The organism is Bradyrhizobium manausense (assembly GCF_018130615.1).
Lineage (GTDB): Bacteria > Pseudomonadota > Alphaproteobacteria > Rhizobiales > Xanthobacteraceae > Bradyrhizobium > Bradyrhizobium manausense_A.
On sequence record NZ_JAFCKB010000007.1, the window covers coordinates 297161 to 323045 of the forward strand.

A 25885-nucleotide genomic window follows, 5' to 3' on the forward strand; every position below is an offset into this window, starting at 1 on the left:
TCCCGGCGTTGATCGCCGGTGAAGGGCCGTTTCGGTCTTTCGGCGCGTTTTGCGCCGGCCGCCTTAGCTGTTCGGGCCGCGGTCCATGCTGACGGGCTGCCAGCGGCGGAGCGCGGTGTCTTGCAGCACCGACGGGTTGACGCAGCTTACCGGCCACATGCCCTGAAGCACCAGTGACAATTCGTAGCCCACCCGGCGCTTGCGCGCCTCGTCGAACCGTGCCGAGGCCGAGGCGACATGGGCGGTCAGGGTGACATTCTCCATGCTGAGGATCGGGTTATTGTGCGACGGCGGTTCCTTCTCCAGCACGTCGAGGGCGGCATGCGCGATCCAGCCCTCCTGCAGCGCCTTGATCAGGCTTTCCTCGTCCACCGTGGCGCCGCGCCCGGTATTGATGAAGATCGAGCCCTTCTTCATCTGCCGAAAGTGCTTCTCGGTCAGCATGTGATGCACTTCGGGCCGGGCGGGCGCATGCATCGACACGAAGTCGGATTGCGACAGCACCTCGTTCAGCGTTGCCGGGATCACGCCGTGGTCGTACATCAGCGTTTCCTGGATGAAGGGATCATAGGCCATCATGCGCAGGCCGAAGGGAGCTGCGCGCTTCGCAACCGCACGCGCGACGCGGCCGAACGAGATGAAGCCGAGCGTCTGGCCCATCAGCCGCGGAATCTTGAGCAGCGCCGGCCGGCCCTCGGCCCAGCGCCCGCTGCGCACCATCTTGTCCTGCTCGACCAGGCGACGGAAGCCGGCAAGCAGCAGCATCATGGCGTGGTCGGCGACTTCCTCGATGAAGGTGTCGGGGATGTTGGTGACGGGAATGCCGCGCGCGGTCGCGGCCTTGACATCGACGCTGTCGACGCCGACCGAGCCGAGCGTGATGACTTTGCAGCTCTCCAGCGCGTCGATGATGGTCTTGGTGATCGGGATGCCCTTGGCGTAGATCGCGTCGGCATGCTTCGCGGCGGCGATGAACTCCGCCTCGTTGGCCGGCGCCTCGACGATCTCGGCATCGATCGGATCGAGCGCCTCGCGCTCGTAGGAATAATCGCTGCCCGCGACCGTGAAGCTCGCGCCCTTCGGCGTCACCACCCTGTATTTCGGCATTTCCTGCTCCCGATTTGGTTTGTCGGTTCTTGTTGTGACCCGGCCTTCTCGCGCGGGCCTTTGCGTCTTTTACGCGAAATCGGCGGAGCCGCGTACAATTCCCGGTTGCCGGAGTGGAGATATTTTGCCGTTTTTTCCGGCAGCGTCCGGGCTTCTACGGAGGCGCGTAAGTAACTTGCTAAGGGCTCTCCCACTAAAAATTGATTCAAATCAGAAATAACCAGCGCCAGATCTGCGCGTTCGAGGAGCCCATCGTGAAGTTGAGCAATCTGAAGATCGCCCCCAAGCTTGGCATCCTTGTCGGCGTCACTTTGTTTGGCCTCTGCGTGGCCGGGCTTCTCGCCGGATATCTGATGAAGCGCGAGATGGTGAACGCGCGCATCGATCAGACCAAGGCGATCGTCGAACTGGCCCGCAACTACGCGGCCACCCTGGTCAAGCGCGTCAATGCCGGTGAAATGACCAACGACGCCGCGCTCGCCGAACTGCGTCGCTACGGCAATGCGATGACCTACGACAAGGGAGCCGGCTATCTGTTCGGCACCACCTATGACGGCATCACGCAGCTCGCGCCCGATCCGAAACAGATCGGGATGAACCGCATGGACGTGGAGACCAATGGACGGAAGCTGTCTCGCGAGATCATGGACGGCGTCAAGGCCAACGGCGAGCTCCTGCTGTTCTACGAATACGTCAAGCCCGGCCAGGAGAAGCCGATCCGCAAGCTCGGCTATTCCGTCGCGGTCCCCGGCTTCGACATGTATCTCGGCACCGGCGCGTATCTCGACGACATCGACGAGAAGATGGGCCCGGTCTACTGGCTGCTCGGTCTTGCCATGCTCGCGATCGTCATCATTGCCGGCAGCGTCGCCTGGCTGATCGGCCGCAGCATCAGCCGTCCGTTGGCGCTGCTCGGCACCCGCATGAAAGACCTTGCCGACGGCAAGCTCGAGGGCGAGATTCCCGGCGTCGGCCGCGGCGACGAGGTCGGCGCGATGGCTGCGACCGTCCAGATTTTCAAGGACAACGCGGTCCGTATCCGCGACCTCGAGAAGACCGACGCCGCGGCGAAGGATCGTGCCGCGGCGGAACGCCGCAGCGCGATGGAAGATATCGCCAACGACTTCGAGCGCAGCGTCAACGGCATCGTCCGCTCGGTTTCCTCGGCGGCGACCGGCATGCAATCGACGGCGCAGTCGATGAGCGCGACCGCGAGCGACGCTTCTTCACGCGCGGCAACGGTCGGCGCGGCCTCGCAAAAGGCCTCCGGCAATGTCGGCACGGTCGCGGCCGCTGCCGAAGAGCTGTCGAGCTCGGTTGCGGAAATCTCCCGCCAGGTGACGCGCTCGACCGAAGTCGCGAGCCGCGCCGTCAGCGATGCCGAGCGTACCAACGCCACGGTGCAGGAGCTCTCGACCGGCGCCGAGAAGATCGGCGAAGTGGTCAAGCTCATTCATTCGATCGCGGCGCAGACCAATCTGCTCGCGCTCAACGCCACCATCGAGGCGGCGCGTGCCGGTGAGTCCGGCCGCGGATTCGCCGTCGTCGCCTCCGAGGTCAAGGCGCTGGCCAACCAGACCGCGAAGGCGACCGAGGAAATCTCCGCGCAGGTGGCGGCGATGCAGACCTCGACCAGCGATGCGGTCGCGGCGATCGGCGGCATCACCCAGACCATCGCCGAGATGAGCGAGATCACCGCCGGCATCTCGGCCTCGATCGAGCAGCAGGGCGAGGCGACCCGCGAGATCGCCCGCAACATCCAGTCGGTCGCGGCCGGCTCGAGCGAGATCAACGCCCATATCGGCAGCGTCACCTCGGCCGCGGAAGCGACCGGCACCGCCGCCGGCGACGTGCTGACCAATGCCCGCGAGCTGGACCACCAGTCCGGCGCGCTGCGCAGCGCGGTGGACGGCTTCCTCGCCAAGGTGCGTGCCGCGTAAGGCTTGCGCTGAATTCGTAGCGTGGGCAAAGACGCGAAAGCGTCGTGCCCACCTTTTCTTCTTGATCTTGCTCGCAGTCATCCCCCGCCTTCGCGGGGGATGACTGCATTCGAGAGGCGCAGCGTCACTGCTTCTCGATTCCCGCGTCCCTGATCAGCCGCTCCCACAGCATCAGCTGCTCGTTCACGAACGTGCCGAGCTCTTCCGGAGTGCCTGAAAACGCGTCCATGCCCAGTGTCGCGAGCGGGGTCCTGATCTCAGGCTTTTCGACGATCTTGCGGATCTCGGCATTGAGCCGGATCACGATCTCCTTCGGCATGCCGGCGGGGCCGAAATAACCCTGCCATGACGAGATGTCGAAATCAGGCACGCCGGCCTCCTGCATCGAGGGGAGGCTGGGGATCAGCGGCGTGCGGTCCTTGGTGGTGACGGCAAGTGCGCGCAGCGCGTTGCCCTGGACATGCGGCAGGCCGGTCAGGACGTCCACGAACATCATCGAGACACGGCCGCCCATGACATCGTTGAGCGCCGGCGGCGAGCTCTTGTAGGGCACGTGCAACAGATCGAGCCCGGCATTGTGCGCGAAGGTGGCGCCAGACACGATCGCCGAGGACGAGCCCGAGGCGTAACTCAGCTTGCCCGGATTGGCTTTGCCATAGGCGACGAGCTCGGCGACGGTTTTCGCTGGCACGTCCGGATGAACGACCAGCATGAAGGGCAGATCGCCGGTGCGTGCGATCGGCGTAAAATCCTTCATCGGGTCGTAGGTCAGGCTCTTGAGCAGATAGGGATTGGCCGAATGCGTGGTGTTGGTGGTGACCAGCAGCGTGTAGCCATCGGGTGCGGCGCGCGCGACATAGGTCGCGGCGATCATGCCGTTGGCGCCGGCCTTGTTCTCGATGACGATGCCGACGCCGAGCGCCTGCGACAAATGCTGCGAGATCAGCCGCGTCGTGGTGTCGGTGCCGCTGCCGGCCGCGAACGGCAGCACCAGCGTGATGTTGCGGCTCGGCCAAGTACTGGCCTGCGTATCGGCCTGCGCGGTGGATGCGGCGGCAAGACACAGCGCGGCGGCGCTGAGGTTGCGCAGGGCACGCAGCAGCGGTGACAGCATGTTCGGACGTTCCCTCTTTTTTCGTTGCGGGGAATCTAGCCGGTCCACATCAAAACCGGAAGACGGCACGGACGCGCACCGCGTCCGCAGCGCGGAATTACTTCACCGCCGAGCCCTGGCGCGAGGCGATGATGACGCCGGCGAGCACCAGCGCGTAGCCGATCAAATGAAACGGCTGCAGCTTTTCGCCGAGCAGCAGGATCGCCATCGCCGAGCCGAACACCGGCACCAGATGAAAGGACGGCGCGGCACGGTTCGGCCCGATCAGCGCGACGCCGCGATTGAAGAAGAGATAGGCGAGCGTCGAGGGGAAAATCAGGATGTAGCCGAGCGTCGCCAGCGTCACGGTGTCGAAATGCAGCACGCGGCCGCTCCAGGCTTCCCAGACAGCCATCGGCAGCAGCATCGTGGCGCCGCAGCAGGTGGTGAAGGACAGAAACGACAACTGGTGAACCCTGGGCCGGCGCGGAATGAAGGCGGAGTAGAGTCCGAACGCCACCAGCGAGGAGCCGAACATGATGTCACCGCGATTGAACGAGATGCTCGCCAGCGCCGCCAGATCGCCGCGCAGGATGATGATCAGCACGCCGATCAGCGAGATCGCGATCCCGGCGAGTTGTCCGCCGGTCAGCCGCACGCCGAACAGCACCAGCGACCACAGCGCCACGAACAGAGGACCTGCCGACTGGATCAGCAGCGCGTTGAGCGCCTCCGTGTATTGCATCGCCCAGTAGGAGATCGCGTTGTTGAAGGCGAAGCCGACCAGCGACAGGAACAGCATCAGCGGCAGGCTCTTGCGCAGGGCCGGCCAGTCGCGCTTCAGATGCGGCCAGGAAAACGGCAGCAGGATCAGGAACACGCCGAACCAGCGGATCGTGGTCATCGTCAACGGCGGCACATGCGCGCCGACATGGCGCGCGAGCACGATGTTGCCGGCCCAGAACAGCGAGCTCAGGCTGAGCAGCAGATAAGGCTGGTTGTTGAGCCAGCTGGCCGTATTCGAGGCAGCTGGCGCGGGCGAAGCGATCGTCATTGGCGTCGGATACCAGCTTGCGCCGGACTGCCGTCGTGACACAAGTCACGCCGCCGCAACGCTACAATGCAGGCATGAGCTGAGAAGGTGCCCTTGGCGGTTAATATGTTGGACATCGCGTGCGCAATTTGCCGTCTCCGTTTTGCGGGATGGCTGAGGCGAGGGGGCTAATTCGTCTGCTTCCTCGACGCCACGAACACGCCGGACAGCACCAGCGCAAACCCGATGAAATGGAAGGCTTGCGGGTGCTCGCCCAGGAAGGCCATCGCCATGATCGAGCCGAACACCGGCACGACGTGGAAGAACGGTGCGGCGCGGTTGGCGCCGATCAGCCTGACACCGCGGTTGAAGCAGAGATAGGCGAGCGTCGAGGGAAACACCGCGACATAGAACAGCGTGAGCAGGTTCGGCCCGTCGAGCTTCATGACCGGGCGCGCCGACAATTCCCAGATCTCGAGCGGGATGAGGCAGGCCGCGCCGGCGCCGAAGGTGAAGGCGAGGAACGACAGGCCATGGATCGGCGGCCGCTTCAGGGTCAGCACCGAATAGAGCGCGAAGATGATCAGCGCGACGATGAAGATCAGGTCGCCCTTGTTGAAGGCGATGTTCGACAGCGTCGTGATATCGCCGTGCAGCAGGATGATCAGCACGCCGCACATCGAGAGCAGCACGCCGAAGGCCTGCGCCGCGGTGAGGCGGATGCCGAGGATGACCAGCGACCACAGCGCCACGACCAAAGGCGCGGCCGACTGCAGCAGCAGGGTGTTGAGCGCCTGGGTATGCTCCAGCGCCCAATATTGCAGGGTGTTGAAGGCGCCGATGCCGGTGATCGACAGCACGATCATCAGGCCGAGTTTTTCGCGGATCGCGGGCCAGTCCTGGGCGAGATGCTTCCGGGCGAACGGCAGCACCAGCAGGAAGGCGAAGCTCCAGCGCAGGAAGGACAGCGTCACCGGCGGGATGTGGCCGGCGGCGAGCCGTCCGACAACCGCATTGCCGGCCCAGCACAGCGCGGTGATGCTGAGCAGCAGATAAGGCTGGTTGGCAATCCAGTGCGGGCCGGATGTTTCGCCGCTCGTGGTCTGGCCGGTGGCGGACATTGTGATTGTTGTGGCCCCGCGTGAAGTGCAGCAAGGCCGCCAGCCCGGCTGTGTCCGGGCCGGTCGAGGCCCGGCACCGTTCAAAGACACGGAAATGCGCCCGATATCAATGGCGCGAGGCGCATCGCCATCATGCATCGCGCGATGCGGCGGAACCGTCAGCGCCTGCGCCCCGCACGGATGGCGAACGGCTTCAGGATTTCGGCGCAGGCGAGATAGACGACGACGAGCAGCGCGATGCCGGCCATCATGACCGGTGGCGGCGCGACGAAGCCGAACCAGGCTCCGAGTGGCGTGAACGGCAGCACCATCGCGACGAGCAGCGCGGCCAGCGATGAGGCCGCGAGCACGGGATCGGGCCGGTTGCGCCACGGCCGCCCGTTGGTGCGAATGACGAAGATGACCAGAATCTGCGTTGCCATGGATTCGACGAACCAGGCGGTGCGGAATTCGTCCGGCGACGCCTGGAACAAATACAGCAACGCGCCGAAAGTCAGGAAATCGAACACCGACGACAGCGGCCCCATGATCGCGGCAAAGCGCGCCAGCCGCGACATGCTCCACACCTGCGGCTGCGCCGTCGCCTGGGCCGAGACGCGGTCGAAGGGAATGCCGAGCTCGGAGAGATCGTAGAGCAGGTTGTTGAGCAGGATTTGTGTCGGCAGCATCGGCAGGAACGGCAGCGCGATCGAGGCCGCCGCCATCGACAGCATGTTGCCGAAGTTCGAGCTTGCACCCATGCGGACATATTTCAGGATGTTGGCGAAGGTGCGCCGGCCCTCCTCGACGCCGTCGGCAACGACTTCGAGATCCGAGGCCAGCAGGATCATGTCGGCCGCGGCCTGCGCTACGCCTGTGGCGCCGTCAACCGACAGCCCGACATCGGCGACTTTCAGCGCCGGCGCATCGTTGATGCCGTCGCCGAGAAAGCCAACCACCTCGCCGCCGGCCTGAAGCGCCTTCACGATCCGCGATTTCTGATCCGGCGCGAGCCGGCCGAACGCGTCGATCGAGCGCACCTGCACGGCGAGTGCCTCGTCGCTGAGCTCGGCAATTTCGGCCCCCGACAGGACGCGCTCGGGATTCAGCCCGACCAGGCCCGCGAGCCGCTTCACCACGACGGGATCGTCGCCGGACAGGATCTTCAGGCTCACGCCGCTCGCGGCGAGCCGGGCGATTGCGGCCGCAGCCGTCGGCTTCGGCGGATCGGCGAAGGCGCAGAAACCTTCGAGGACGAGGTCGGTTTCGTCGTCCGTCTCCACGTCGCGCAGGGCACCGGTCCATGTCCGCGAGGCAATGGCCACGGTACGCAGGCCGTCGGTCGCGAGCGTGTGCACGCGGCCCATCGCCGCTTCGCGCGCGGTCTCGTCCATCGCACACAATGCGAGCACCGCTTCCGGCGCGCCCTTGACGATCAACCGCGCGCCGTCCGGACCGGTCGCGAGCACGGATCCCAGCCGGCGTGAAAAATCGAACGCCTGGCGTCCGGCGAGCGTCCAGCCCCGGGCGGCGTCCGGCCGGCCGGCGACGAGCGCGGCATCGAGCGCGCCGCGGTCGCCGCCGAGCGTTGCCGCGATGGCCCCGAGATGCGCGGCGCGGACGTCGTCCTTGCCCGCTGCATCGAGGCTTCTCGCAAGCGTGATCTCGGCCGAGGTCAGCGTGCCCGTCTTGTCCGTGCACAGGACGGTCATGGCGCCGAGGTCGTGGATCGCGGCAAGCCGCTTCACGATCACCTTGCGCCCGGCCATGCGCAACGCGCCGCGCGACAGCGTCACCGTGGTGATCATCGGCAGCAGCTCCGGCGTCAGACCGACCGCGAGCGCGACGGCGAACAGCAGCGAGTCGAGCACGGGGCGGCCGAACACGACGCGGATGCTGAGCACCACCAGCACCAGCGCCAGCGTGGCGCGCGCGATCACGAGGCCGAATTCGCGCAAATCGCGCTCGAAGGGCGAGGGAGCCTGCGTTTCCGCAAGCGCGGAGGCCGCGGCCCCGAATACGGTGTCGCGGCCGGTCCTGACGACCAGCGCGATCGCCTCGCCCGTCTGCGCCACCGCGCCGCGGAACAGTGCGTTCGAGGTGTCGTCGGCACCGGTGGTGCCGCCGGCGCGCTTCGGTACCGGGTAGGGCTCGCCGGTGAGCGCGGCCTCGCCCGAGGTGAACGCCGTGCTTTCGAGCACCAGCGCATCGGCCGGGATGATGTCGCCGGAGCGGACGCGCATGAGATCGCCCGGCACCACCTGGTCGACGTCGATCTCGCGAAAGGCGCCGTCGCGCCGGACCTCGGCCTTCAAGGCCACCGAGCGGCGCAGAATCTCGGCGGCGCGAACCGCCTGTCCTTCCTGGACGGTGTCCAGCCCGATCGAGAGCGCGAGGATCAGGACGATGATGAGCCCGCCGATATCGTCTCCCGTCAGCATCGAGACGATGCCGGCCACCAGCAGGATCAGCGACAATGGCTCGAGCAGCCGGCGCAGGATCGCGCGCATCGCGCCCTCGATACGCGGTGGTGCGTCGCTGTTCGGCCCGAAACGGCCGAGCCGTTCGGCGGCTTCCGCCGCGGACAGGCCCGTGAGCCCGCAGCCCAGGCGGCTGCAGAGTTCGTGAGGAGGCAGATGCCAGAACTGGATGTCAGGACGGTTTGGATTTTCCAGCAAACGCAGCTCCCAGGTCAGGGCGTCTCGTAGCGGCAGATGCCTCCAAATTCGACGTAACCTCTTGACCTAGAACAATCTCGATTCCCGACGGCAGGGGACAGTTTCGACACCAAATCGGCCGATGCCGTGTTCGAGCTGACGCGGCAGGTCAATCGCGCCGGCGGAACGAGCTTCCTGCTCGTGACCCATAATATGGACCTGGCGCGGCGCTGCGACCGCATCATCGAAGTGATCGACGGCCGCATCCGCGCCTAACGTCGTAGAGCCGGCCCGGCAAGGCGGATTTTTAGGGGATATCAAAGGCTTGGATCGTGCATTGAGCCCGAAAAAAGCCCCGTTCTTGCTTGCCTAGAGAGGCCGCTTCCTTTATCCGGTGGGGCTGCCTCGCGTGCGAACGGCCTTGGGCCGGGAATTGGGCTGGGCGCATCTAAAATTCTCGAAGGATTACCCGCGAATGGCCAATGTTGTCGTCGTCGGCGCCCAGTGGGGCGACGAAGGAAAGGGCAAGATCGTCGACTGGTTGTCGGAGCAGGCGGACATCGTCGTCCGCTTCCAGGGCGGTCATAACGCCGGCCACACGCTGGTGATCAACGGCAAGACCTACAAGCTCGCGCTGCTGCCCTCGGGCGTGCTGCGCGACCAGAAGCTGTCGGTGATCGGCAACGGCGTGGTGTTCGATCCCGCCGCTTTCCTCGACGAGGTCACCAAGCTCAGGGCGCAGGGCGTCGCGGTTTCGCCGGACAATCTGCGCGTCGCCGAGAACGTCACCCTGATCCTGCCGCTGCACCGCGAGCTCGATGCGCTGCGCGAATCCTCCAATGCGGCGACCGCGATCGGCACCACGCGCCGCGGCATCGGACCCGCCTATGAGGACAAGGTCGGCCGCCGCGCGATCCGTCTGATGGACCTCGCCGACCTCGACACGCTTCCGCACAAGATCGACCGGCTCCTCGCCCACCACAACGCCCTGCGTCGCGGTCTCAACCTGCCGGAGTTCGACGGCAAGGAGATCCTGAAGGAACTGAGCGCGCTGGCGCCGCAGCTGCTGCCCTATGCCGAGACGGTGTGGCGGTTGCTCGACATCAAGCGGCGCGAAGGCAAGCGCATGCTGTTCGAGGGCGCGCAGGGCGCGCTGCTCGACGTCGATCACGGCACCTATCCCTATGTCACCTCGTCCAACACGGTGGCGGCGCAGGCCGCGACCGGCGCCGGCCTCGGACCGGGCGCGGTCGGCTATGTGCTCGGCCTGTGCAAGGCTTACACGACCCGCGTCGGCCAGGGTCCGTTCCCGACGGAGCAGGACAACGAGATCGGCCGCAAGATCGGCGAGCGCGGCCGCGAGTTCGGCACCAACACCGGTCGCCCCCGCCGCTGCGGCTGGTTCGACGCCGTGCTGGTTCGCCAGGCGGTCCGGACCTGCGGCATCAACGGGCTGGCGCTGACCAAGCTCGACATTCTCGACGGCTTCGACACGATCGACGTTTGCACCGGCTACAAGCTCGACGGCAAGGAGATCGACCATTTCCCGGCCGGCGAGGGCGCCCAGGCCAGGGTCGAGGCGATTTACGAGACCATCGAAGGCTGGAAGGAGCCGACCGCCAACGCGCGGTCCTGGGCCGACCTGCCGGCCCAGGCCATCAAATATGTCCGCCGGATCGAGGAATTGGTGGGGTGCCCGGTGGCGCTGCTTTCCACCAGCCCCGAACGCGAGGATACTATCCTGGTGCAAAATCCGTTTGAGGCTTAACGATCTCTTACCAGGACGCGGGTATAGTTGAGTAGAAATGGCTGATTACTATCCGCTGATCGCCCGCGCTATTGCCGCCCTGGACCCCAACGCTCCCGGCGAAAGCCGGCGCGCGCTCTATGAGCGGGCGCGCACGGCCCTGATCGCACAGCTCCGCAGCGTGCAGCCGCCGCTCTCCGAATCCGAGATCACCCGCGAACGGCTGTCGCTGGAAGAGGCCGTCCGCAAGGTCGAATCGGAGGCCGCCCAGCGTGCCCGCGAGGCCTCGCGCCCCGGTGGCGGCGCCAAGACTGGCGGCGGCAGCGGCGATGCGTTCCGCCGGGCCAGCGCCCGTGCGGCCGAAGCCAACGCGCCGGCATCTCCTCAAGCGGCCGCTCCGCCGCGGGCTCGTCCCGCCGCGCCGCCGCCGCGCAACGATCGCCCGCCCGGCAGCGACGACCAGGGCGATGCCGCCCGTCCGCCGCGCGCCCCGCGTTTCGATGCGCCGCGCCCACCGGAGCCGCCGGCCGGGCGCGATCGCTCGCCGCCGCGTCGCCCGCCGGATGGCGGACCGCCGCCGCCATTGCCGCCGGCACCGGGCGTGCGCGGATTTCGCGACATCACCGCCGACGTCAACGATCTCGGCGGCGCTGCCGCGCAGGCCAATCGCGCCGCGCGCCGCACCTACGCCAACGTGCCTTCGCCCTCGCCGGAATTCGACCGGCTCGAGCCGAGCCTGGAAAACCGCACCGCCGAAGGCGATGCGCCCTATTCCTATGACGAGTCGGTCGAGGAGGCCGAGCGCTACACGCCACAGCCGCCGTCGCCGCGTCCGCGCATCGCGCCCAATCGCGACGACAAGAAGCGCACGCGTACCGGCTCGATCTTTCCGTTCAAGAGCGCGATCGCCATCGGCATCGTGCTGATCCTGGTCGGCGCCGGCCTGCTCTGGGGCAAACAGCTGGTCCAGACCGCGACCAATCTGTTCAAGCCCTCGCCCACCCAGGTGGTGGAGGCGCCGAAGGATACGTCGCAGCCGCAGAGCAAGCCCAAGATTCCGGATCGCGTCGGCCAGCCCTCGGCGAGCGATCAGCCGGCCGCGCCGGTGGCGCAGAAGGTCGTGCTCTATGACGAGGATCCGTCCGATCCGAAGGGCAAGCAATATGTCGGCTCGGTGGTGTGGCGGCTCGAGCCGATCAAGGCGTCGGGCAATCAGAAGGCCGACGTCGCCGTGCGCGCCGACATCGAGATCCCCGACCGCAAGTTCAAGATGACGATGTCGTTCCGCCGCAATACCGACTCGTCGCTGCCGGCGAGTCACACGGCCGAGCTGACCTTCGTCCTGCCGCCGGATTTTCCGGGCGGCAGCGTCTCCAACGTGCCGGGCATTTTGATGAAGTCGAACGAGCAGGCGCGCGGCACGCCGCTCGCCGGCCTCGCCGTCAAGGTCACCGACGGCTTCTTCCTGGTCGGCCTCTCCAACGTCGACGCCGACCGCAGCCGCAACGTCCAGCTCCTGAAGGAGCGCTCGTGGTTCGACGTGCCGCTGGTCTACGCCAACCAGCGCCGCGCCATCATCGCCATCGAGAAAGGCGCTCCCGGCGAGCGCGCCTTCAACGACGCCTTCGCGCAGTGGGGCGACTGAGCTTGCTCACCTCTCCCCAGCGGGGAGAGGTCGGATTGCGCCTGGCGATGCGATGCATCGTCCAGTGCAATCCGGGTGAGGGGCCGCAACGTTGAGTGAGAGTGTAACCTCTCACCCGGATCGCATCTTCGATGCGCTCCGACCTCTCCCTACGGGAGAGGTGAAACGCGCCACCAACCGCCAGCTCTCTACTTGAAACTTGCCGGACTACTGCGCGGCCGCTTCCCGCTTGCGCGATGAAGCTGCGGCGGCCGCTTCGCGATCCATCACGGCGCGGCAGCCGGGGCTGACCTGCGCCTTTTTGTGGACCATGCAGGCCCTGATGCGCGGGATGTCGGGAATTTCACTGGAGCACAGCCGCATCGCATCGCCCGTGCACATCTGCTGCGCTTCGGACGAAAAGGCGAGGCCAGGCGATGTCTGGAGGGTGATAGCGGTGGTGGCGAAGGCCAGCAGCGAAGCGGTGGTCTTTAGCAGCGAAGCGAGCGTCTGGTAGCGTGTCATCAAGGATGCGTCCCCGAGTTCCGTGGTTTGAACCACTTGGTTTTGGGGCGCCGCACGCGGCTTGATCTGCCGCATGTCACAGCCTTCACGCCGGGAGCCTAGTCCCGCATGTGGTCGCTCGATTTCGTGATGTTCGAATCGAAAAGTGCTGCGCCGCCCGATTCGAGTATGCGCGATTGTCGCGAAGCTTCAATGGGAGATGCGAAGGAATTCGCAGCTGTTGCGCGACCGTCACGCAAAAAAGCCGGAACGCGTTTACATCCCGTGGCTCGCGAACACCTTGCTGCATGACTTCGACAGCTTGGCGCGATTGGCCTGCAGGCAGCCCTGCACCGCACCGTCATTGCCGAGATCCTTGCGGCATAGCCGCGAGGCGTCACGCGAGCAGGCGTTCTGTTCCTGCGGCGTGCCCATATGGCCTTGCGCGAAGGCGGGTGTGCTGGACAGGCCGCCGAGGGCCGAGAGCGTGATTGTCGCCAGCAAGAACAGTTTACGAGACATCGGCGGCTCCAAGTCTGACGGATGATTTTCAGGTCCTGTCTGAACTCGTCGCCTTGCCACTTGTTCCCCCAAGGCGCGTAACCGCTATCCAAGGTTCCCGGCGCGCTGCTATAAATGCCCTTGGGTATGAGGAGTTCTCGATGAAACGCTATCTGGTATTTGCGCTCGTTGGCCCATTCGTGGGCGGCTTCCTGCTGCTGCTGACGACGACCTACCAGTCCGGCTACTGGGCGCAGACCGGCCTCAGCGAGGTCGGCAAGCTATTCGTGGTGTTCTTCAAGACCCTGCAATACAGCTATCTGTTCGGCTTCCTGCCGTCGCTGATGATCGGCGCGGTCGACGACATCCTGATCCACGTCCGGCGGGTCCGGCCCATGCTGCGGATGCTGCTGGTTGGTCTGTTCGCCTTCATCCTCGCCGCGTTCACCTACGGTTCGCGCGGGTCGGATTCGGGCGCGGTGCAGTTCATCCTGTACGGCCTGGTCGGCTTCGTGCCGGCGGTGCTTTCATCCTGGTTCGTGCATCACTATGTCGAGGAGCCGCGGCCGGTGGCGGCGGCGGGCTGAGCGCGCGACCTTCGGACGCGGCGCAGCAACCTCTGTTGCGCTGGTGCGTTCCCTGATGGCATGACCATGACCGACGACGACATTCTCGCGCCACGCAAGTCCCGCTCGGGGACGCATTCGCGCGCCGATTTTTCAGGCCGCGAGGCCCGCGGGCCGATCATCGACCAGGACGGCCACGAGATCCGCCCCGAAACCCTGGAACAGGGGTTTCAGGAGTTTCGCTTCGCGTTCGGGCAAGGCAACGGCAGCCCGTTCGGCAATCTGACGCGCGAGCAGCGGATTGCGCGGCTCGAGGCGATTGCAAAGCTGCTCGACGTCGCCTTCATCCTGCCGGGCACCAATATCCGCTACGGTATCGACGGGCTGATCGGCCTGATTCCCGTTATCGGAGACATCATCACCACCGCGATCTCGCTGTGGCTGGTGCGCGAGGCCCGCGCGCTCGGCGCGCCCTGGTACATCACCGCGCGGATGCTGGGCAATGTCGCCGTCGACGGCGTCGTTGGCATGGTGCCGTTCGCGGGCGATGCCTTCGACGTCATGTTCCGCGCCAACATGCGCAACGTGCGCCTCTTGCGCCGCTGGCTCGACAAGCAGCCGCGGATTTGAGAGCGAGCGTCAAATCTCGGTGCACCTCTCCCGCTTGCGGGAGAGGTCGACGCGCCTCGGGCGATGCGGAGCATCGTCCCGTGCGCGGCGGGTGAGGGCTTTCACCTCTGGGGGGCCTCGATTGCGGAGACACCCTCACGCCAGCCCTCTCCCGCAAGCGGGAGAGGGAGAACTTAAAACGCAAAAAGCGCGATAGCCTTTCGGCCATCGCGCTGTCTGCGCACATTGGAGGTTTTAAGAAGACTTACGCCGCGTCGGCGTCGGTCTCGGCGACCGGTTCCGGCTTGCGGTGGCGCGGCAGCGGGAAGGCCTCGCTCTCATAGAGCGAGCGGATGCCGTTCTGGTCGAAACGGGCTTCCTCGACCTGGAGATATGCGCCATTCAGCGAATCCGTCGGCAACTGCTCCATCGCGAACTGCACGGCCTCGGCCGCGGTGCCGAACCGGCGATAGGTGAAGCCCGCGCGCTTCTTCTTGCGGATGGCGGCGGGGAAGAGCTCGGCAGAGGTGTTGAAGTTGAACGGACGCAGTGGACGCATGGTCAAAGACCTCGTGATCTTGTCTGGGGCTTTAAGCGCGTGGGGTTTGGGAGGGCGGAGGCCGCAATCAAGCGGGCCCGCCACATGTCATTTTCGTCCTCTAATATAGGCCGTTTTGACAGAAATGCGACCCCTGCGATGGGAGATGATGAATCCGCGCATGGCAGCCCCGCAAACGAAATAAACCAAGTAATTTCAAATAGTTATTTGGTTTATAGTTTACCAAGAAGCAGCAGGACGACCAGCACCACGAGAACGACGCCGCCGATCCCCATGCCGGAATGGCCCATGCCGTAGCCATAGCCGCCGATCCGGCCGGACCAGCCGCCCAAGAGATAGATGAGCACCAGGATGATCAGGATGGTCCCGAGTGACATGATGTCCTCCCTGGCGGCCGCCGGACAAACCTCAACAGCTGCACCGCTGGAAGAGAAAAGCATATCGCGCCGGCGGGTTCCATGGCGGAACCCGTCGGCGCGCGATCTTATTTCGGCTCGAGCTTCAGCGCCGCCGAATTGATGCAGTAGCGCAGGCCGGTCGGCCCCGGTCCGTCGGGGAAGACATGGCCGAGATGGCCGCTGCATTTGGAGCAGAGCACCTCGGTGCGGATCATGCCGTGTGTCGCGTCCCGCTCCTCATCGATATGGCTCTCGACGGCGGGCGCGGTGAAGCTCGGCCAGCCGCAGCCGGAATCGAACTTGGCGTCAGAAGAGAACAGCACGTTGCCGCAGCCGGCGCAGACATAGGTGCCGGCACGGTGGTCGTGCTCGTACTCGCCGGTGAAGGGACGCTCGGTCGCCTTCTCGCGCAGCACCGCATACTGCATCGGCGACAATTCGCGCCGCCACTGCTCTTCGCTCTTGATGACCTTGTCGTCGGTGGTTTTCGTTTCTGTGGTTTTCGTTTCTGTGGTTTTCGTCTTGGCGTCGGGCATGGGTCTCCCGTTTCTTTGGATGATCTTGCGATCAGTTGGTGGCCTTGCTGGCGCTCACCAGCGTCGGCTTCTCGATGTAGTTATCGGCGAACAGCTTTTTCAGGTTCTCGACCTTCGGGATGTCGTTATAGGCGATGTAGGGCTGGGTCGGGTGCAGCGTCAGATAGTCCTGGTGATAGGCCTCGGCCGGGTAGAACGCCTCCAGCGCACTGACCTTGGTCACGATCGGCCTGCCGAACACCTTGGTGCCGTCGAGCTGGGCGATATAGGCCTCCGCGACCTTCTTCTGCTCGTCGGAGGTGGTGAAGATCGCCGAGCGATATTGCGTGCCGCTGTCCGGTCCCTGGCGGTTGAGCTGGGTCGGGTCGTGCGCCACCGAGAAGTAGATCTGCAGGATCTTGCCGTAGGAGATCTTCTTCGGGTCGAACTTGATCTCGACCGACTCGGCGTGGCCGGTCCGGCCGGTCGAGACGGTCTGGTAGTCGGCGGTGGCCTTGGTGCCGCCGGCATAGCCGGAAACGGCGTTGACGACACCGGCCGTGTGCTGGAACACACCCTGCACACCCCAGAAGCATCCGCCCGCGACCACCGCGGTCTGGATGCCGTTCGCGGGGCTTGCGTCCATTGCGGGGGCGGGGATCACGACGGCGTCTTCCGCAGCGCGGGTCGGTGCGGCAAAGGCCAGCGTCAAGGCGGTGGTGGCGGCGAGCAGGGACAGGACGGAGCGGCGCATGGCGGATCCTCTTTCGGAAGGCCTGACAGTCTAGGGCGGTTGAGGGCGGGCGAACAGCCTGCCCGGCATTTTCAGACATCGGAGATACGGACGGGCCGGGCGATTGTTACGGGGCGAGAGACACGAGTCCGTGAAAAAGGCCGCGTCCGACGGCCCGGCTTGGCGCGATGGGGAACTCCGGCTAGATGAACCGGCGCCATCGCTGATCGACTTAAAAATGTGGTGGCTGGAGCTGATCGGACAACATGCTGCGCGTCGTCTCCCTGACATTCGTCGTACTTCTCTCCGGCGTCGCGATCGCTGTGGCCGAGCCGCAGGCGGGCGACGACCTCGCCACCTGCCGTGATCGCCAGAGCGACGGCCAGGCGCGGGCGACGGCCTGCAACAATCTGCTCAACGCCAACCGCGTGACCGGCAAGGACAAGTCGCTCGCGCTCGTCGTGCGCGGCAACGCGCTGATCGCCAAGCGCGACTATGACGGTGCGATCGAGGCATTGAATTCTGCCGTCGAGGCCGATCCGGACAACGTCGGCGCCCTCAACGTGCGCGGTGTCGCCCGTGAGCACAAGGGCGAGGACGATCTCGCGATGGCCGACTACAATCTTGCCATCCAGAAGCGGGCGAATTTCGGCTTCGCCTACAACAATCGCGGGACCATTCAGCTGCGCCGGGGCGCGCTGCAAAGTGCGCTCGACGATTTCAACCTGTCGATCAAGTACACGCCCAAATTCCTGCTCGGCTGGACCAATCGCGCCCGCGTGCGCACGCTGATGAAGGATTACGACGGCGCGATCGCCGATTTCGCGGAGGCCGAGAAGATCGATCCGACCGCGCAGCAGATCGCCGGCAATCGTTGCACCACCTACGGCCTGATGGGCAAATACGACCAGGCCTTTGCCGATTGCAACGGGCTGATCGAGCGGCAGCCGAGGAATGTCTACGCGATCAACAATCGCGCCGAGGTCTATGTCATGAAGGGCGATTTCGACGCCGCGCTGAAGGATTATAACGCGGCGCTCCAGCTCAATCCGAACAGTGTCCGCGCGCTTTCCGGCCGCGGCCAGATCTACGAGCGCAAGCACGACGTCGCCCAGGCCCGCGCCGACTATCGCTCCGCGGCCTATTCGCTGACGAAATTCGACGAGCTCGACGTCGCTCGCGCCCGCGCCATCGCGCAGGAGCGGCTCGCTGCGCTGACGCCGCAAACGCCGGGGGGCGCGCCAACGGGTCGGCGCGTTGCGCTGGTGATCGGCAACGGCGCCTACAAGAACGTCCACGCTCTGCCCAATCCGCCGCGCGATTCGAAGATGATCGCGAGCGTGCTGAAGGATGTCGGCTTCCAGACTGTGATCTCCGTCAGCGACCTGACCCGCGACAAGTTCTTCGAGGCGCTGAAGACCTTCGCTGACGAGGCGGAGAAAGCCGATTGGGCGGTGGTCTACTACGCCGGCCACGGCTTCGAGATCGGCGGGGTGAACTACCTCGTTCCCATCGACGCCAAGCTCGCCGTCGACCGGGACGCGGAGACCCAGGCGGTTGCGCTGGAGCAGGTGATCGCAGCGGTGGGCGCGGCAAGAAAAGTGCGTCTGGTGATTCTGGATGCCTGCCGCGACAATCCGTTCGCGCCGACCATGCAGCACACGCTGTCGCTGAAGCTGGTCGACAAGGGCTTTTCCAACATCGAACCCGGTGCCGGCTTCATGGTGGTCTACGCCGCCAAGCACGGCGAGACCGCGATCGACGGCGACAACGGCGCCGACAGCCCGTTCTCCACCGCACTCGCCCGCGAGATCAAGGTGCCGAAGATCGAGCTTCGAAAGCTGTTCGATATCGTCCGCGACGACGTCTGGTCCGCCACCAAGCACGAGCAGCAGCCGTTCACGTATGGCTCGCCGCCGGGCCGCGAGGATTTTTATTTTGTGGCGGGGAAATGACGGATTGGGTTGCGGAGCAACTCAATCCGTCATTCCGGGGCGATGCGAAGCCCCGAACCCGAAATCTCGAGATTCCAGGTTCGGCTCTTCGGGCCGCCCCGGAATGACGGAGAAAATAACGAGCCATACAGGTGGACAAAAGGTGGGCACGGCGCTTCGCGCCTTTGCCCACCCTCGGGCAGCGTCATACCACTATGCTCAACCGCTTCGCCGCGCGCGTGATGCCGGTGTACAGCCACCGCGCCCGGCTGTCCTGAAACGCAAAGCTCTCGTCAAACAGCACGACGTCGTCCCATTGCGAGCCCTGCGATTTGTGCACGGTCAGGACGTAGCCGTAGTCGAACTCGTCATAGGGCTTGCGCTGCTCCCAGGCGATCTGCTCGACACCGCCCTCGAAGCAATCGGCGCGCACCGAGACTTTCGTCACCTTGTGACCGAAATCCTCGTCCGGCGAGAGCCGCATCGAGAGGATGCGCGATTTCGAGCGCGAGGTGTTGCGTGACTTCACGCGCCACAGGCCGCCGTTGAACAGGCCCTTCTTGCGGTTGTTGCGCAGGCACACCAGCTTGTCGCCGGCGACCGGAAAGACGTCCTCGATGTTCTGGCGCTGGCGCACCCGCATGTTGTAGGCGCGGCGGGTGTTGTTGCGGCCGACCAGCACCTGGTCGGCGCCCATGACGCGATCGGGGTCGAGCTCCTTGCGCGACACCACCTCGCTCTCGCCGTAGCGGCCGATGTCGAGCTCGCGGCCCTCGCGCACGTCCATGGACATCCGCACGATCGGATCATCCTGGGCCTGGCGGTGCACCTCGGTCAGCATCGCGTCCGGTTCGGTGTTGGTGAAGAAGCCGCCGCCCTGGATCGGCGGCAGCTGTGCAGGATCTCCCAGCACCAAGAGCGGGCAGTCGAACGACATCAGGTCGCGCCCCAATTCGGCGTCGACCATCGAGCATTCGTCGATCACGATCAGTTTTGCTTTTGACGCCGGCGCGTCGTCCCACAATTCGAAGCTTGGCTGCTCCTCGCCGGATTCGCGGGCGCGGTAAATCAGCGAATGGATGGTGGAGGCCTCGTCGCAACCCTTGTTGCGCATGACGAGAGCCGCCTTGCCGGTGAAGGCGGCGAACTTCACCTCGCCGTCGACGCCTTCGGCGATGTGCCGCGCCAGCGTCGTCTTGCCGGTGCCGGCAAAGCCGAACAGGCGGAAAATCGGCGGCGTGCCATTGCGGCCGGGCTTGGCCTTCAGCCAATCGCCAACGGCCTTGAGGGCGGCATCCTGATGCGGGGTGAAAGTGGCCATATCTGTCTTGAGGAGGGGCGAAACGAGGCGATTCGCCGTCCCCCAAAACTAACCATTCGCCCCGCTGGTTCAAGCGGGGCGAATCCCGTCGCTTCCGGTCCTATTGCCAGCCGGGAACGCCGCGCATGTCGGGCAGATGGTGGGCGATGCCCTTGTGGCAGTCGATACAGGTCTTTTCGCCGGTGAACAGGAAGCGCTGGTGCGCCACCGAGGCCCGCGGCGATTGCTTGGTGATGTCCATGGAGTCGGCGCTGTGGCAGTTGCGGCATTCCAGGGAATCGTTGGCCTTGAAGCGCGCCCATTCATGCGCGGCGAGCTCGAGGCGATGATCCTGGAATTTCTCGCGGGTGTCGATCGTGCCAAAAATCTTGCCCCAGACCTCCTTTGAAGCCTGCATCTTGCGCGCGATCTTGTCGGTCCAGTTGTGGGGGACGTGGCAGTCCGGACAGGTCGCGCGCACGCCGGAGCGGTTGCTGAAGTGGATGGTCGACTTCAGCTCGGCGTAGACGTTGTCCTTCATTTCGTGGCAGCCGGTGCAGAACTTCTCGGTGTTGGTCAGTTCCAGTGCGGTGTTGAAGCCGCCCCAGAAGATCACGCCGGCCATGAAGCCGGCGAGCACCAGCACTCCGAGGCCGAACACCGAGCTTGGCCGGATCAGCACCTGCCAGAGCTCGCGCAGAAAGTCCCAGCTTCGCGCGATGAAGCCGCGCTTGGCCTTCAGCTCGTCAGCGGTCGTGGTCATCTGCGGCCACCCGGGCTTGCGCGCGACAGCAGCGTATCGATGTCGGTGAAGTCGTTGCTGACAGGCGGCGTCGCGGTGTTCTGCGGCACGTGGCATTCCGTGCAGAAGAAGCGCCGCGGCGACATCGAGGCGAGGAACTGACCGTCACGGTCCATGAAATGCGTGATCGAAAGCATCGGCGCCTGCGATTCCGCCGTGCGCGCGCGCGCGTGGCAGGACAAGCATTTGTTGCCGTTGAGGTCGATCTGGTAGCCGTCGATGTTGTGGGGGATCACCGGCGGCTGCTCCGGATAGTTGCGCGTCTCCTTCTCGGAGGTGTTGCGGTTCGGCAGCATCGGCGGCGCCGGACCTTCCTCGTTGAGAGGGGCCGGGCCGCGGAGGCCCGAACTGACGGTTTGCGCGGTCAGTGAACTCGCGCCAGCCGCGATTGCGCAGGCAAGCAGGGCGATTCCAAATCGTTTCATCATGATACGTTCACCCGCTCGATGCGCACGGCGCATTTCTTGAAGTCGGTCTGCAAGGAGATCGGATCGGTGGCGTCGAGCGTCACCTTGTTGATCAGCTTGGATTCGTCGAACCACGGCACGAACACGAGGCCCCGCGGCGGCCGGTCGCGGCCGCGCGTCTCGACGCGGGCGCGGATGAAGCCGCGGCGCGAGACGACCTTGACTTCATCCCCGCGCCGGAGCTTGGCTTCCTGCGCGTCGTCGGGATGCATGAAGCATACGGCCTCCGGGAACGCCTTGTAGAGCTCGGGCACGCGGCGCGTCATGGTGCCGGAATGCCAGTGCTCCAGCACGCGGCCGGTCGAGAGCCAGAACGGGTATTCATTGTCGGGCGATTCCGCCGGCGGCTCGTAAGGCAGGGCGAAGATGCGCGCCTTGCCGTCGGGGTAGCCGTAGAACTGCACGTCGGTGCCCTGCTTGACGTAGGGGTCGCTGCCCTCGCGGAAGCGCCATTTGGTTTCCTGGCCGTTGACGACGGGCCAGCGCAGGCCGCGCTCGCGGTGATAGGTCTCGAACGGCGCGAGGTCATGGCCATGGCCGCGGCCGAACGAGGCGTATTCCTCGAACAGGCCCTTATGGACGTAGAAACCAAACGCCTTGGACTCGTCGTTGAGGTAGCCCGCCTCGATGTCGGAGACCGGGAATTTGTCGACCTGGCCGTTCTTGTAGAGCACGTCGAACAGCGTCTTGCCGCGCACCTCCGGCTTCTTGGCAATCAGCTCCTCCGGCCAGACTTCCTCGATCTTGAAGCGCTTGGAGAACTCCATGACCTGCCAGAGATCGGATTTGGATTCGCCGGGGGCGGCGACGAGCTGATGCCAGAACTGCGTGCGGCGTTCGGCATTGCCGTAGGCGCCTTCCTTCTCCACCCACATCGCGGTCGGCAGGATCAGATCGGCGGCGAGCGCCGTGACCGACGGATAGGCGTCCGAGACCACAATGAAATTGTCGGGGTTGCGGAAGCCCGGATAAGTCTCCTCGTTGGCGTTGGGGCCGGCCTGGATGTTGTTGTTGACCTGCACCCAATAGGCGTTGATCAGGCCGTCTTTCAGCATCCGGCTTTGCAGCACGGCGTGCGCGCCGGGCTTGTCGGGAATGGTGCCTTCGGGCAACTGCCAGATGTGCTCGGCCTTGGCGCGGTGCTCCTTGTTGGTCACCACCATGTCGGCGGGCAGGCGGTGCGAGAAGGTGCCGACCTCGCGCGCGGTACCGCAGGCCGAAGGTTGTCCGGTCAGCGAGAACGGGCTGTTGCCGGGCGAGGAGATCTTTCCGGTCAGAAGGTGGATGTTGTAGACGAGATTGTTGCACCAGACGCCGCGGGTGTGCTGGTTGAAGCCCATGGTCCAGAACGAGACCACCTTGGTCTTGGGATCGGCATAGAGCTCGGCGAGCGCCTCGAGCCGGTTCAGCGGCACGCCGGACATCTGCGCCGCCTTCTCCAGCGTGTAGTCCGAGACGAACTTGACGTACTCGTCATAGGTCATGTCGGTGGAGTCGTTGGCCTTCGCCGCACCGGTCGCCTTCTTCTGCAGCGGATGCTCGGGCCGCAGGCCGTAACCGATGTCGGTCTGGCCGCGCCGGAACGTGGTGTGCGCGGCGACGAAATCCTTGTTGACCCTGTTGGTCTTGATGATGTGGTTGGCGATGGCGTTGAGGATGTAGAGATCGGTCTGCGGCTTGAACACCATGCCGATGTCGGCGAGATCGAACGAGCGGTGCTCGAAGGTGGAGAGCACGGCGACGCGGACATGCGGAGCGGAAAGCCGGCGGTCGGCGAGGCGCGTCCACAGGATGGGATGCATCTCCGCCATGTTGGAGCCCCACAGCACGAAGGCGTCGGTGGCCTCGATGTCGTCATAGCAGCCGGGAGGCTCGTCGATGCCGAAGGTGCGCATCATGCCGGCAACGGCCGAGGCCATGCAGTGGCGGGCATTGGGATCGATGTTGTTGGTGCGGAAGCCGGCCTTGAACAGCTTCGAGGCGGCATAGCCTTCCCAGATCGTCCACTGGCCGGAGCCGAACATGGCGACGCCGTTCGGCCCGCGCTTCTTCATCGCCTCCTTCCACTTCACCTCCATGATGTCGAAGGCTTCATTCCAGGACACCGGCGTGAAGTCGCCGTTCTTGTCGTACTTTCCGCCCGTCTTGCGCAGCATCGGCTGCGTCAGGCGATCATGGCCGTACATGATCTTGGAGAGGAAATAGCCCTTGACGCAGTTCAGGCCGCGATTGACCTCGGCCTTGATGTCGCCGTGGGTGGCGACGACGCGGTTGTCCTTGGTCGCGACCATCACGGAGCAGCCGGTGCCGCAGAAGCGGCAGGCGGCCTTGTCCCATTTCAGTTCGTTGTTGTCGCGTTCGGTGACGAGATTGGCGGCGAGCGCCGGTGCCGGGAGCCCAGCGGCAGCCGCTGCGATCGCGGCGGCCTCCAGCTTCAGCATCTGGCGGCGGTCGAGCTTTGGCGATGTCATGATGGCTCTTCCTGACTCAGGCGGTTTCGATGGCGTGGAAGACCAGCGCTGCGGAATAGACGTCTCCCAGCGACTGGATGGTGTTGAGCATGGTGCCGAGGCTGCCGGCGTCCGGCGCTTCGGTCACGACGACGAGTTTCCCGCGCGCATCGCGGGCATGAATCTCGCAGCCGGGAAGCGCGGCGATCTCGGCTTCCAGCTCGACGAGGCGCTCGGGGCGCGCCTGCACGACGATGCTGGCGATCTCGCAGCCGGGCGGAGCGATGACGCGCTCGGCGCTGAGCACCCGGCCGGTGATCAATGCACGGCGGTTGAGTGTGGGGTGGGCCATGATGCCTGTCTTTCGCTGTGAGGAGATCAATGCGGGGAAGCGGGTGGGCCGGGAGGCCCTGCGAACATCTGGTAGATCCAGACGCCGAGCCCGTAAGAGCCGACCGTTCCGACGGCGAGGACGGGCATCACGACCGCGGTCAGGAACAGGAAAGCAAAAATCTCCATGCGCTTACGGCGCACGCGCGACATCGTGTCGTCAGGGGCCGACATATTCGGACTCTCTGAAAAAGTATGGGGAATCGGGACGGCATCCGGGCCGTTGCCTTGTCGTACTTTTGATACGTTCGAGCCGCTAACGCGTTGATCTGGATCAACCTGTCGAGTTCGCCGCAGGCTGTAGCGCGCGCCGGAATCGGGCTGTCATGGCCACGTGCGGGCGAAGCATCCATCTGCCGGGCGGCGGAATTGCGACTGCGTAGACAGCGTCGCCTCACGCATTAAGATGACGCTAACAACAATAATGCGGGAGAGCGAAGTCATGAAGTTCGGCATCTTCTACGAGCTGCAACTGCCGCGGCCCTGGGTGGCCGGCGACGAGCTCACCCTCTACCAGAACGCACTCTCGCAGATGGAACTTGCCGACAAGCTCGGCTACGACCATGCCTGGGTCGTCGAGCATCACTTCCTCGAGGAATATTCGCACTCGCCTTCGCCGGAATCCTTCCTCGCCGCCGCCAGCCAGCGCACCAAGAACATCCGCCTCGGCCACGGCATCCTCCAGCTCACCACCAACCATCCGGCTCGAATTGCCGAGCGCGTCGCGGTGCTCGATCTCTTGTCCAACGGCCGCTGCGAATTCGGCATGGGCGAGAGCGCGTCGATCACCGAGCTCACGCCGTTCGGCCGCGACATGGAGACCAAGAAGGAAGTGTTCGAGGAGGCCGTCGCGGCAATCTTCCCGATGTTCAGGGATGCCGGCAGCGAGCATCACGGCAAGTATTTCGACATCCCCTTGCGCAACGTCGTGCCGAAGCCGGTGCAGAAGCCGCATCCGCCGCTTTGGATGGCATGCTCGCAGCTGCCGACCATCGAGCGCGCCGGCCGCCATGGGTTTGGCGCGCTCGGCTTCCAGTTCGTCAGCGCCGACGCCGCGCATGCCTGGGTGCATGCTTATTACAACGCGATGACCAAAAGGCTGCACAAGCTCGCCGATTACGAGATCAATCCGAATATGGCGCTGGTGTCGTTCTTCATGTGCGCCAGGACCGACGAGGAGGCACGTGCGCGCGCCGACGGTGCCACCTTCTTCCAGTTCGCGCTACGCTTCTACGGCGCCTCGCAGAACCGCCAGCGGCCTGCGCCCTACACCGTCAATATGTGGGACGAATACAACAAGTGGAAGCGCGACAATCCGGAGGCGCAGGAGGCCGCGCTGCGCGGCGGCTTGATCGGCTCGCCCGAGACGATCCGCAAGAAGCTGAAGCGATTCCAGAGCTCGCACATCGACCAGGTGATCCTGCTGAATCAAGCGGGCAAGAACAGCCATGAGCACATCTGCGAATCGCTCGAGCTGTTCGGCCGCGAGGTGATGCCGGCGTTTCAGAACGATCCGGCGCAGGCCGCCTGGAAGCAGGGTGTGATGAGCGGTGAGATCATGCTGGAAGAGATCGACACCGAAGCCTTTACGGATCGCTACGGCAAGCTCGCGATCAATGTCGCGCCGGCGAAAGCGGCGGCGGGGTAGAGCATCACGCGGTTTTGCATGTAGACGCACACGGCTTCAACATCGTCGTCCTGGCGAAAGCCAGGACCCATACCGCGGAATCTATCGGTGGTGCGAGCTAGCCGTGCCGAACGAAGAATCGTCGCTAAACTGCTCCCTGGGGTCATCGCGACCAGCGCTGGGGTCCGGACTTTCGCCAGGACGACCCAGTGGGGATGCAGGGCCGCGA

Annotated in this window: 24 protein-coding genes and 1 pseudogene; 8 read left to right on the forward strand and 17 right to left on the reverse strand. The window is 65.0% G+C overall.

What is annotated here, in order from left to right; translation table 11 throughout:
• Positions 1–63: 63 nt before the first annotated feature.
• A complete protein-coding gene (locus JQ587_RS16555; RefSeq protein ID WP_212425971.1) occupies positions 64–1107 on the reverse strand; it encodes a C-terminal binding protein in 1044 nt (347 codons plus the stop codon).
• Between the two features lie 254 nt (positions 1108–1361).
• Between JQ587_RS16555 and JQ587_RS16560 the strand changes: the two genes are divergently transcribed.
• Positions 1362–3047 carry a methyl-accepting chemotaxis protein gene (locus JQ587_RS16560; RefSeq protein WP_212425972.1) on the forward strand — a complete coding sequence of 562 codons (1686 nt, stop codon included), beginning with the start codon at positions 1362–1364 and terminating at the stop codon, positions 3045–3047.
• 124 nt (positions 3048–3171) lie between these two features.
• On the opposite strand, the gene JQ587_RS16565 is transcribed toward JQ587_RS16560, so the two are convergent.
• The 4 genes from JQ587_RS16565 to mgtA form a co-directional block, all read right to left on the reverse strand.
• On the reverse strand, positions 3172–4161 hold the full coding sequence (locus tag JQ587_RS16565) for a Bug family tripartite tricarboxylate transporter substrate binding protein (protein WP_212425973.1): 990 nt from the start codon (positions 4159–4161) through the stop codon (positions 3172–3174).
• A 97-nt stretch (positions 4162–4258) separates the two neighbouring features.
• Complete coding sequence (locus tag JQ587_RS16570) at positions 4259–5194, reverse strand: DMT family transporter (protein ID WP_212425974.1); 936 nt, start codon at positions 5192–5194, stop codon at positions 4259–4261.
• 167 nt (positions 5195–5361) lie between these two features.
• Positions 5362–6294 carry a DMT family transporter gene (locus tag JQ587_RS16575; protein ID WP_212298171.1) on the reverse strand — a complete coding sequence of 311 codons (933 nt, stop codon included), beginning with the start codon at positions 6292–6294 and terminating at the stop codon, positions 5362–5364.
• A gap of 158 nt (positions 6295–6452) precedes the next feature.
• A complete protein-coding gene (gene mgtA, locus JQ587_RS16580; protein ID WP_433995297.1) occupies positions 6453–8948 on the reverse strand; it encodes a magnesium-translocating P-type ATPase in 2496 nt (831 codons plus the stop codon).
• Between the two features lie 105 nt (positions 8949–9053).
• Here mgtA and JQ587_RS16585 point away from each other — a divergent pair.
• The 3 genes and pseudogenes from JQ587_RS16585 to JQ587_RS16595 form a co-directional block, all read left to right on the forward strand.
• A pseudogene (locus JQ587_RS16585) lies at positions 9054–9206 on the forward strand (ABC transporter ATP-binding protein); the annotation flags it as partial.
• 199 nt (positions 9207–9405) lie between these two features.
• Positions 9406–10698 (forward strand): adenylosuccinate synthase, encoded by a 1293-nt coding sequence (locus JQ587_RS16590; protein WP_212425976.1) that lies wholly within the window; start codon positions 9406–9408, stop codon positions 10696–10698.
• Positions 10699–10735: 37 nt separating this feature from the next.
• Complete coding sequence (locus tag JQ587_RS16595; protein WP_212425977.1) at positions 10736–12322, forward strand: hypothetical protein; 1587 nt, start codon at positions 10736–10738, stop codon at positions 12320–12322.
• 207 nt (positions 12323–12529) lie between these two features.
• On the opposite strand, the gene JQ587_RS16600 is transcribed toward JQ587_RS16595, so the two are convergent.
• Together JQ587_RS16600 and JQ587_RS16605 are read right to left on the reverse strand one after the other, a co-directional pair.
• Positions 12530–12901, reverse strand: coding sequence for a hypothetical protein (locus JQ587_RS16600; RefSeq protein WP_349629509.1), 372 nt, complete (start codon positions 12899–12901; stop codon positions 12530–12532).
• A gap of 180 nt (positions 12902–13081) precedes the next feature.
• Complete coding sequence (locus JQ587_RS16605; RefSeq protein WP_212425978.1) at positions 13082–13327, reverse strand: hypothetical protein; 246 nt, start codon at positions 13325–13327, stop codon at positions 13082–13084.
• A gap of 140 nt (positions 13328–13467) precedes the next feature.
• On the opposite strand from JQ587_RS16605, the gene JQ587_RS16610 reads away from it, so the two are divergent.
• Complete coding sequence (locus tag JQ587_RS16610; RefSeq protein ID WP_212298166.1) at positions 13468–13893, forward strand: DUF5413 family protein; 426 nt, start codon at positions 13468–13470, stop codon at positions 13891–13893.
• A 60-nt stretch (positions 13894–13953) separates the two neighbouring features.
• The gene (locus JQ587_RS16615; protein ID WP_212298165.1) at positions 13954–14502 is read left to right on the forward strand and encodes a DUF4112 domain-containing protein; all 549 of its coding nucleotides are present in this window, start codon (positions 13954–13956) and stop codon (positions 14500–14502) included.
• A gap of 244 nt (positions 14503–14746) precedes the next feature.
• Here JQ587_RS16615 and JQ587_RS16620 read toward each other — a convergent pair whose 3' ends face one another.
• From JQ587_RS16620 to msrA, 4 genes are all read right to left on the reverse strand, one after another.
• On the reverse strand, positions 14747–15040 hold the full coding sequence (locus tag JQ587_RS16620; protein WP_027532521.1) for a hypothetical protein: 294 nt from the start codon (positions 15038–15040) through the stop codon (positions 14747–14749).
• Between the two features lie 212 nt (positions 15041–15252).
• A complete protein-coding gene (locus tag JQ587_RS16625; RefSeq protein ID WP_212298164.1) occupies positions 15253–15417 on the reverse strand; it encodes a DUF3309 family protein in 165 nt (54 codons plus the stop codon).
• A gap of 107 nt (positions 15418–15524) precedes the next feature.
• A complete protein-coding gene (gene msrB, locus JQ587_RS16630) occupies positions 15525–15974 on the reverse strand; it encodes a peptide-methionine (R)-S-oxide reductase MsrB (RefSeq protein ID WP_212425979.1) in 450 nt (149 codons plus the stop codon).
• Positions 15975–16005: 31 nt separating this feature from the next.
• Positions 16006–16707 carry a peptide-methionine (S)-S-oxide reductase MsrA gene (msrA, locus tag JQ587_RS16635; protein ID WP_212425980.1) on the reverse strand — a complete coding sequence of 234 codons (702 nt, stop codon included), beginning with the start codon at positions 16705–16707 and terminating at the stop codon, positions 16006–16008.
• A 245-nt stretch (positions 16708–16952) separates the two neighbouring features.
• Between msrA and JQ587_RS16640 the strand changes: the two genes are divergently transcribed.
• Complete coding sequence (locus JQ587_RS16640; protein ID WP_212425981.1) at positions 16953–18641, forward strand: caspase family protein; 1689 nt, start codon at positions 16953–16955, stop codon at positions 18639–18641.
• Between the two features lie 184 nt (positions 18642–18825).
• Here JQ587_RS16640 and JQ587_RS16645 read toward each other — a convergent pair whose 3' ends face one another.
• From JQ587_RS16645 to napE, 6 genes are all read right to left on the reverse strand, one after another.
• Entirely contained in the window at positions 18826–19941 is a 1116-nt protein-coding gene (locus JQ587_RS16645) for an ATP-dependent DNA helicase (RefSeq protein ID WP_028160993.1), read from the reverse strand.
• A 100-nt stretch (positions 19942–20041) separates the two neighbouring features.
• Positions 20042–20683, reverse strand: a complete 642-nt coding sequence (locus tag JQ587_RS16650) for a NapC/NirT family cytochrome c (RefSeq protein WP_212298159.1) — start codon at positions 20681–20683, stop codon at positions 20042–20044.
• Positions 20680–21150: a nitrate reductase cytochrome c-type subunit gene (locus JQ587_RS16655; protein WP_212298158.1), complete on the reverse strand. Its 471-nt coding sequence runs from the start codon at positions 21148–21150 to the stop codon at positions 20680–20682. The genes JQ587_RS16650 and JQ587_RS16655 overlap by 4 nt, the downstream gene beginning before the upstream one ends.
• Positions 21147–23660, reverse strand: coding sequence for a nitrate reductase catalytic subunit NapA (napA, locus tag JQ587_RS16660; protein ID WP_212425982.1), 2514 nt, complete (start codon positions 23658–23660; stop codon positions 21147–21149). The genes JQ587_RS16655 and napA overlap by 4 nt, the downstream gene beginning before the upstream one ends.
• 16 nt (positions 23661–23676) lie before the next feature.
• Complete coding sequence (locus tag JQ587_RS16665) at positions 23677–23991, reverse strand: chaperone NapD (protein WP_212298156.1); 315 nt, start codon at positions 23989–23991, stop codon at positions 23677–23679.
• A gap of 26 nt (positions 23992–24017) precedes the next feature.
• Positions 24018–24203, reverse strand: a complete 186-nt coding sequence (napE, locus tag JQ587_RS16670; protein ID WP_212298155.1) for a periplasmic nitrate reductase, NapE protein — start codon at positions 24201–24203, stop codon at positions 24018–24020.
• Between the two features lie 268 nt (positions 24204–24471).
• Here napE and JQ587_RS16675 point away from each other — a divergent pair, with 268 nt between their 5' ends.
• Positions 24472–25677 (forward strand): LLM class flavin-dependent oxidoreductase, encoded by a 1206-nt coding sequence (locus JQ587_RS16675; protein WP_212425983.1) that lies wholly within the window; start codon positions 24472–24474, stop codon positions 25675–25677.
• The last annotated feature ends 208 nt before the right edge of the window (positions 25678–25885 follow it).

Excerpts from the sequence above, each read along its gene's own strand:
- napE (WP_212298155.1), bottom strand. The coding sequence starts at position 24,203 with ATGTCGGCCCCTGACGACACGATGTCGCGCGTGCGCCGTAAGCGCATG.
- msrB (WP_212425979.1), bottom strand. The coding sequence starts at position 15,974 with ATGCCCGACGCCAAGACGAAAACCACAGAAACGAAAACCACAGAAACG.
- JQ587_RS16640 (WP_212425981.1), top strand. The coding sequence starts at position 16,953 with ATGCTGCGCGTCGTCTCCCTGACATTCGTCGTACTTCTCTCCGGCGTC.
- JQ587_RS16610 (WP_212298166.1), top strand. The coding sequence starts at position 13,468 with ATGAAACGCTATCTGGTATTTGCGCTCGTTGGCCCATTCGTGGGCGGC.
- JQ587_RS16570 (WP_212425974.1), bottom strand. The coding sequence starts at position 5,194 with ATGACGATCGCTTCGCCCGCGCCAGCTGCCTCGAATACGGCCAGCTGG.
- napA (WP_212425982.1), bottom strand. The coding sequence starts at position 23,660 with ATGACATCGCCAAAGCTCGACCGCCGCCAGATGCTGAAGCTGGAGGCC.
- JQ587_RS16625 (WP_212298164.1), bottom strand. The coding sequence starts at position 15,417 with ATGTCACTCGGGACCATCCTGATCATCCTGGTGCTCATCTATCTCTTG.
- JQ587_RS16675 (WP_212425983.1), top strand. The coding sequence starts at position 24,472 with ATGAAGTTCGGCATCTTCTACGAGCTGCAACTGCCGCGGCCCTGGGTG.
- JQ587_RS16595 (WP_212425977.1), top strand. The coding sequence starts at position 10,736 with ATGGCTGATTACTATCCGCTGATCGCCCGCGCTATTGCCGCCCTGGAC.
- JQ587_RS16555 (WP_212425971.1), bottom strand. The coding sequence starts at position 1,107 with ATGCCGAAATACAGGGTGGTGACGCCGAAGGGCGCGAGCTTCACGGTC.
- JQ587_RS16590 (WP_212425976.1), top strand. The coding sequence starts at position 9,406 with ATGGCCAATGTTGTCGTCGTCGGCGCCCAGTGGGGCGACGAAGGAAAG.
- JQ587_RS16575 (WP_212298171.1), bottom strand. The coding sequence starts at position 6,294 with ATGTCCGCCACCGGCCAGACCACGAGCGGCGAAACATCCGGCCCGCAC.
- JQ587_RS16620 (WP_027532521.1), bottom strand. The coding sequence starts at position 15,040 with ATGCGTCCACTGCGTCCGTTCAACTTCAACACCTCTGCCGAGCTCTTC.
- JQ587_RS16615 (WP_212298165.1), top strand. The coding sequence starts at position 13,954 with ATGACCATGACCGACGACGACATTCTCGCGCCACGCAAGTCCCGCTCG.
- JQ587_RS16565 (WP_212425973.1), bottom strand. The coding sequence starts at position 4,161 with ATGCTGTCACCGCTGCTGCGTGCCCTGCGCAACCTCAGCGCCGCCGCG.
- JQ587_RS16650 (WP_212298159.1), bottom strand. The coding sequence starts at position 20,683 with ATGACCACGACCGCTGACGAGCTGAAGGCCAAGCGCGGCTTCATCGCG.
- JQ587_RS16655 (WP_212298158.1), bottom strand. The coding sequence starts at position 21,150 with ATGATGAAACGATTTGGAATCGCCCTGCTTGCCTGCGCAATCGCGGCT.
- msrA (WP_212425980.1), bottom strand. The coding sequence starts at position 16,707 with ATGCGCCGCTCCGTCCTGTCCCTGCTCGCCGCCACCACCGCCTTGACG.
- JQ587_RS16665 (WP_212298156.1), bottom strand. The coding sequence starts at position 23,991 with ATGGCCCACCCCACACTCAACCGCCGTGCATTGATCACCGGCCGGGTG.
- JQ587_RS16645 (WP_028160993.1), bottom strand. The coding sequence starts at position 19,941 with ATGGCCACTTTCACCCCGCATCAGGATGCCGCCCTCAAGGCCGTTGGC.
- JQ587_RS16605 (WP_212425978.1), bottom strand. The coding sequence starts at position 13,327 with ATGTCTCGTAAACTGTTCTTGCTGGCGACAATCACGCTCTCGGCCCTC.
- JQ587_RS16600 (WP_349629509.1), bottom strand. The coding sequence starts at position 12,901 with ATGCGGCAGATCAAGCCGCGTGCGGCGCCCCAAAACCAAGTGGTTCAA.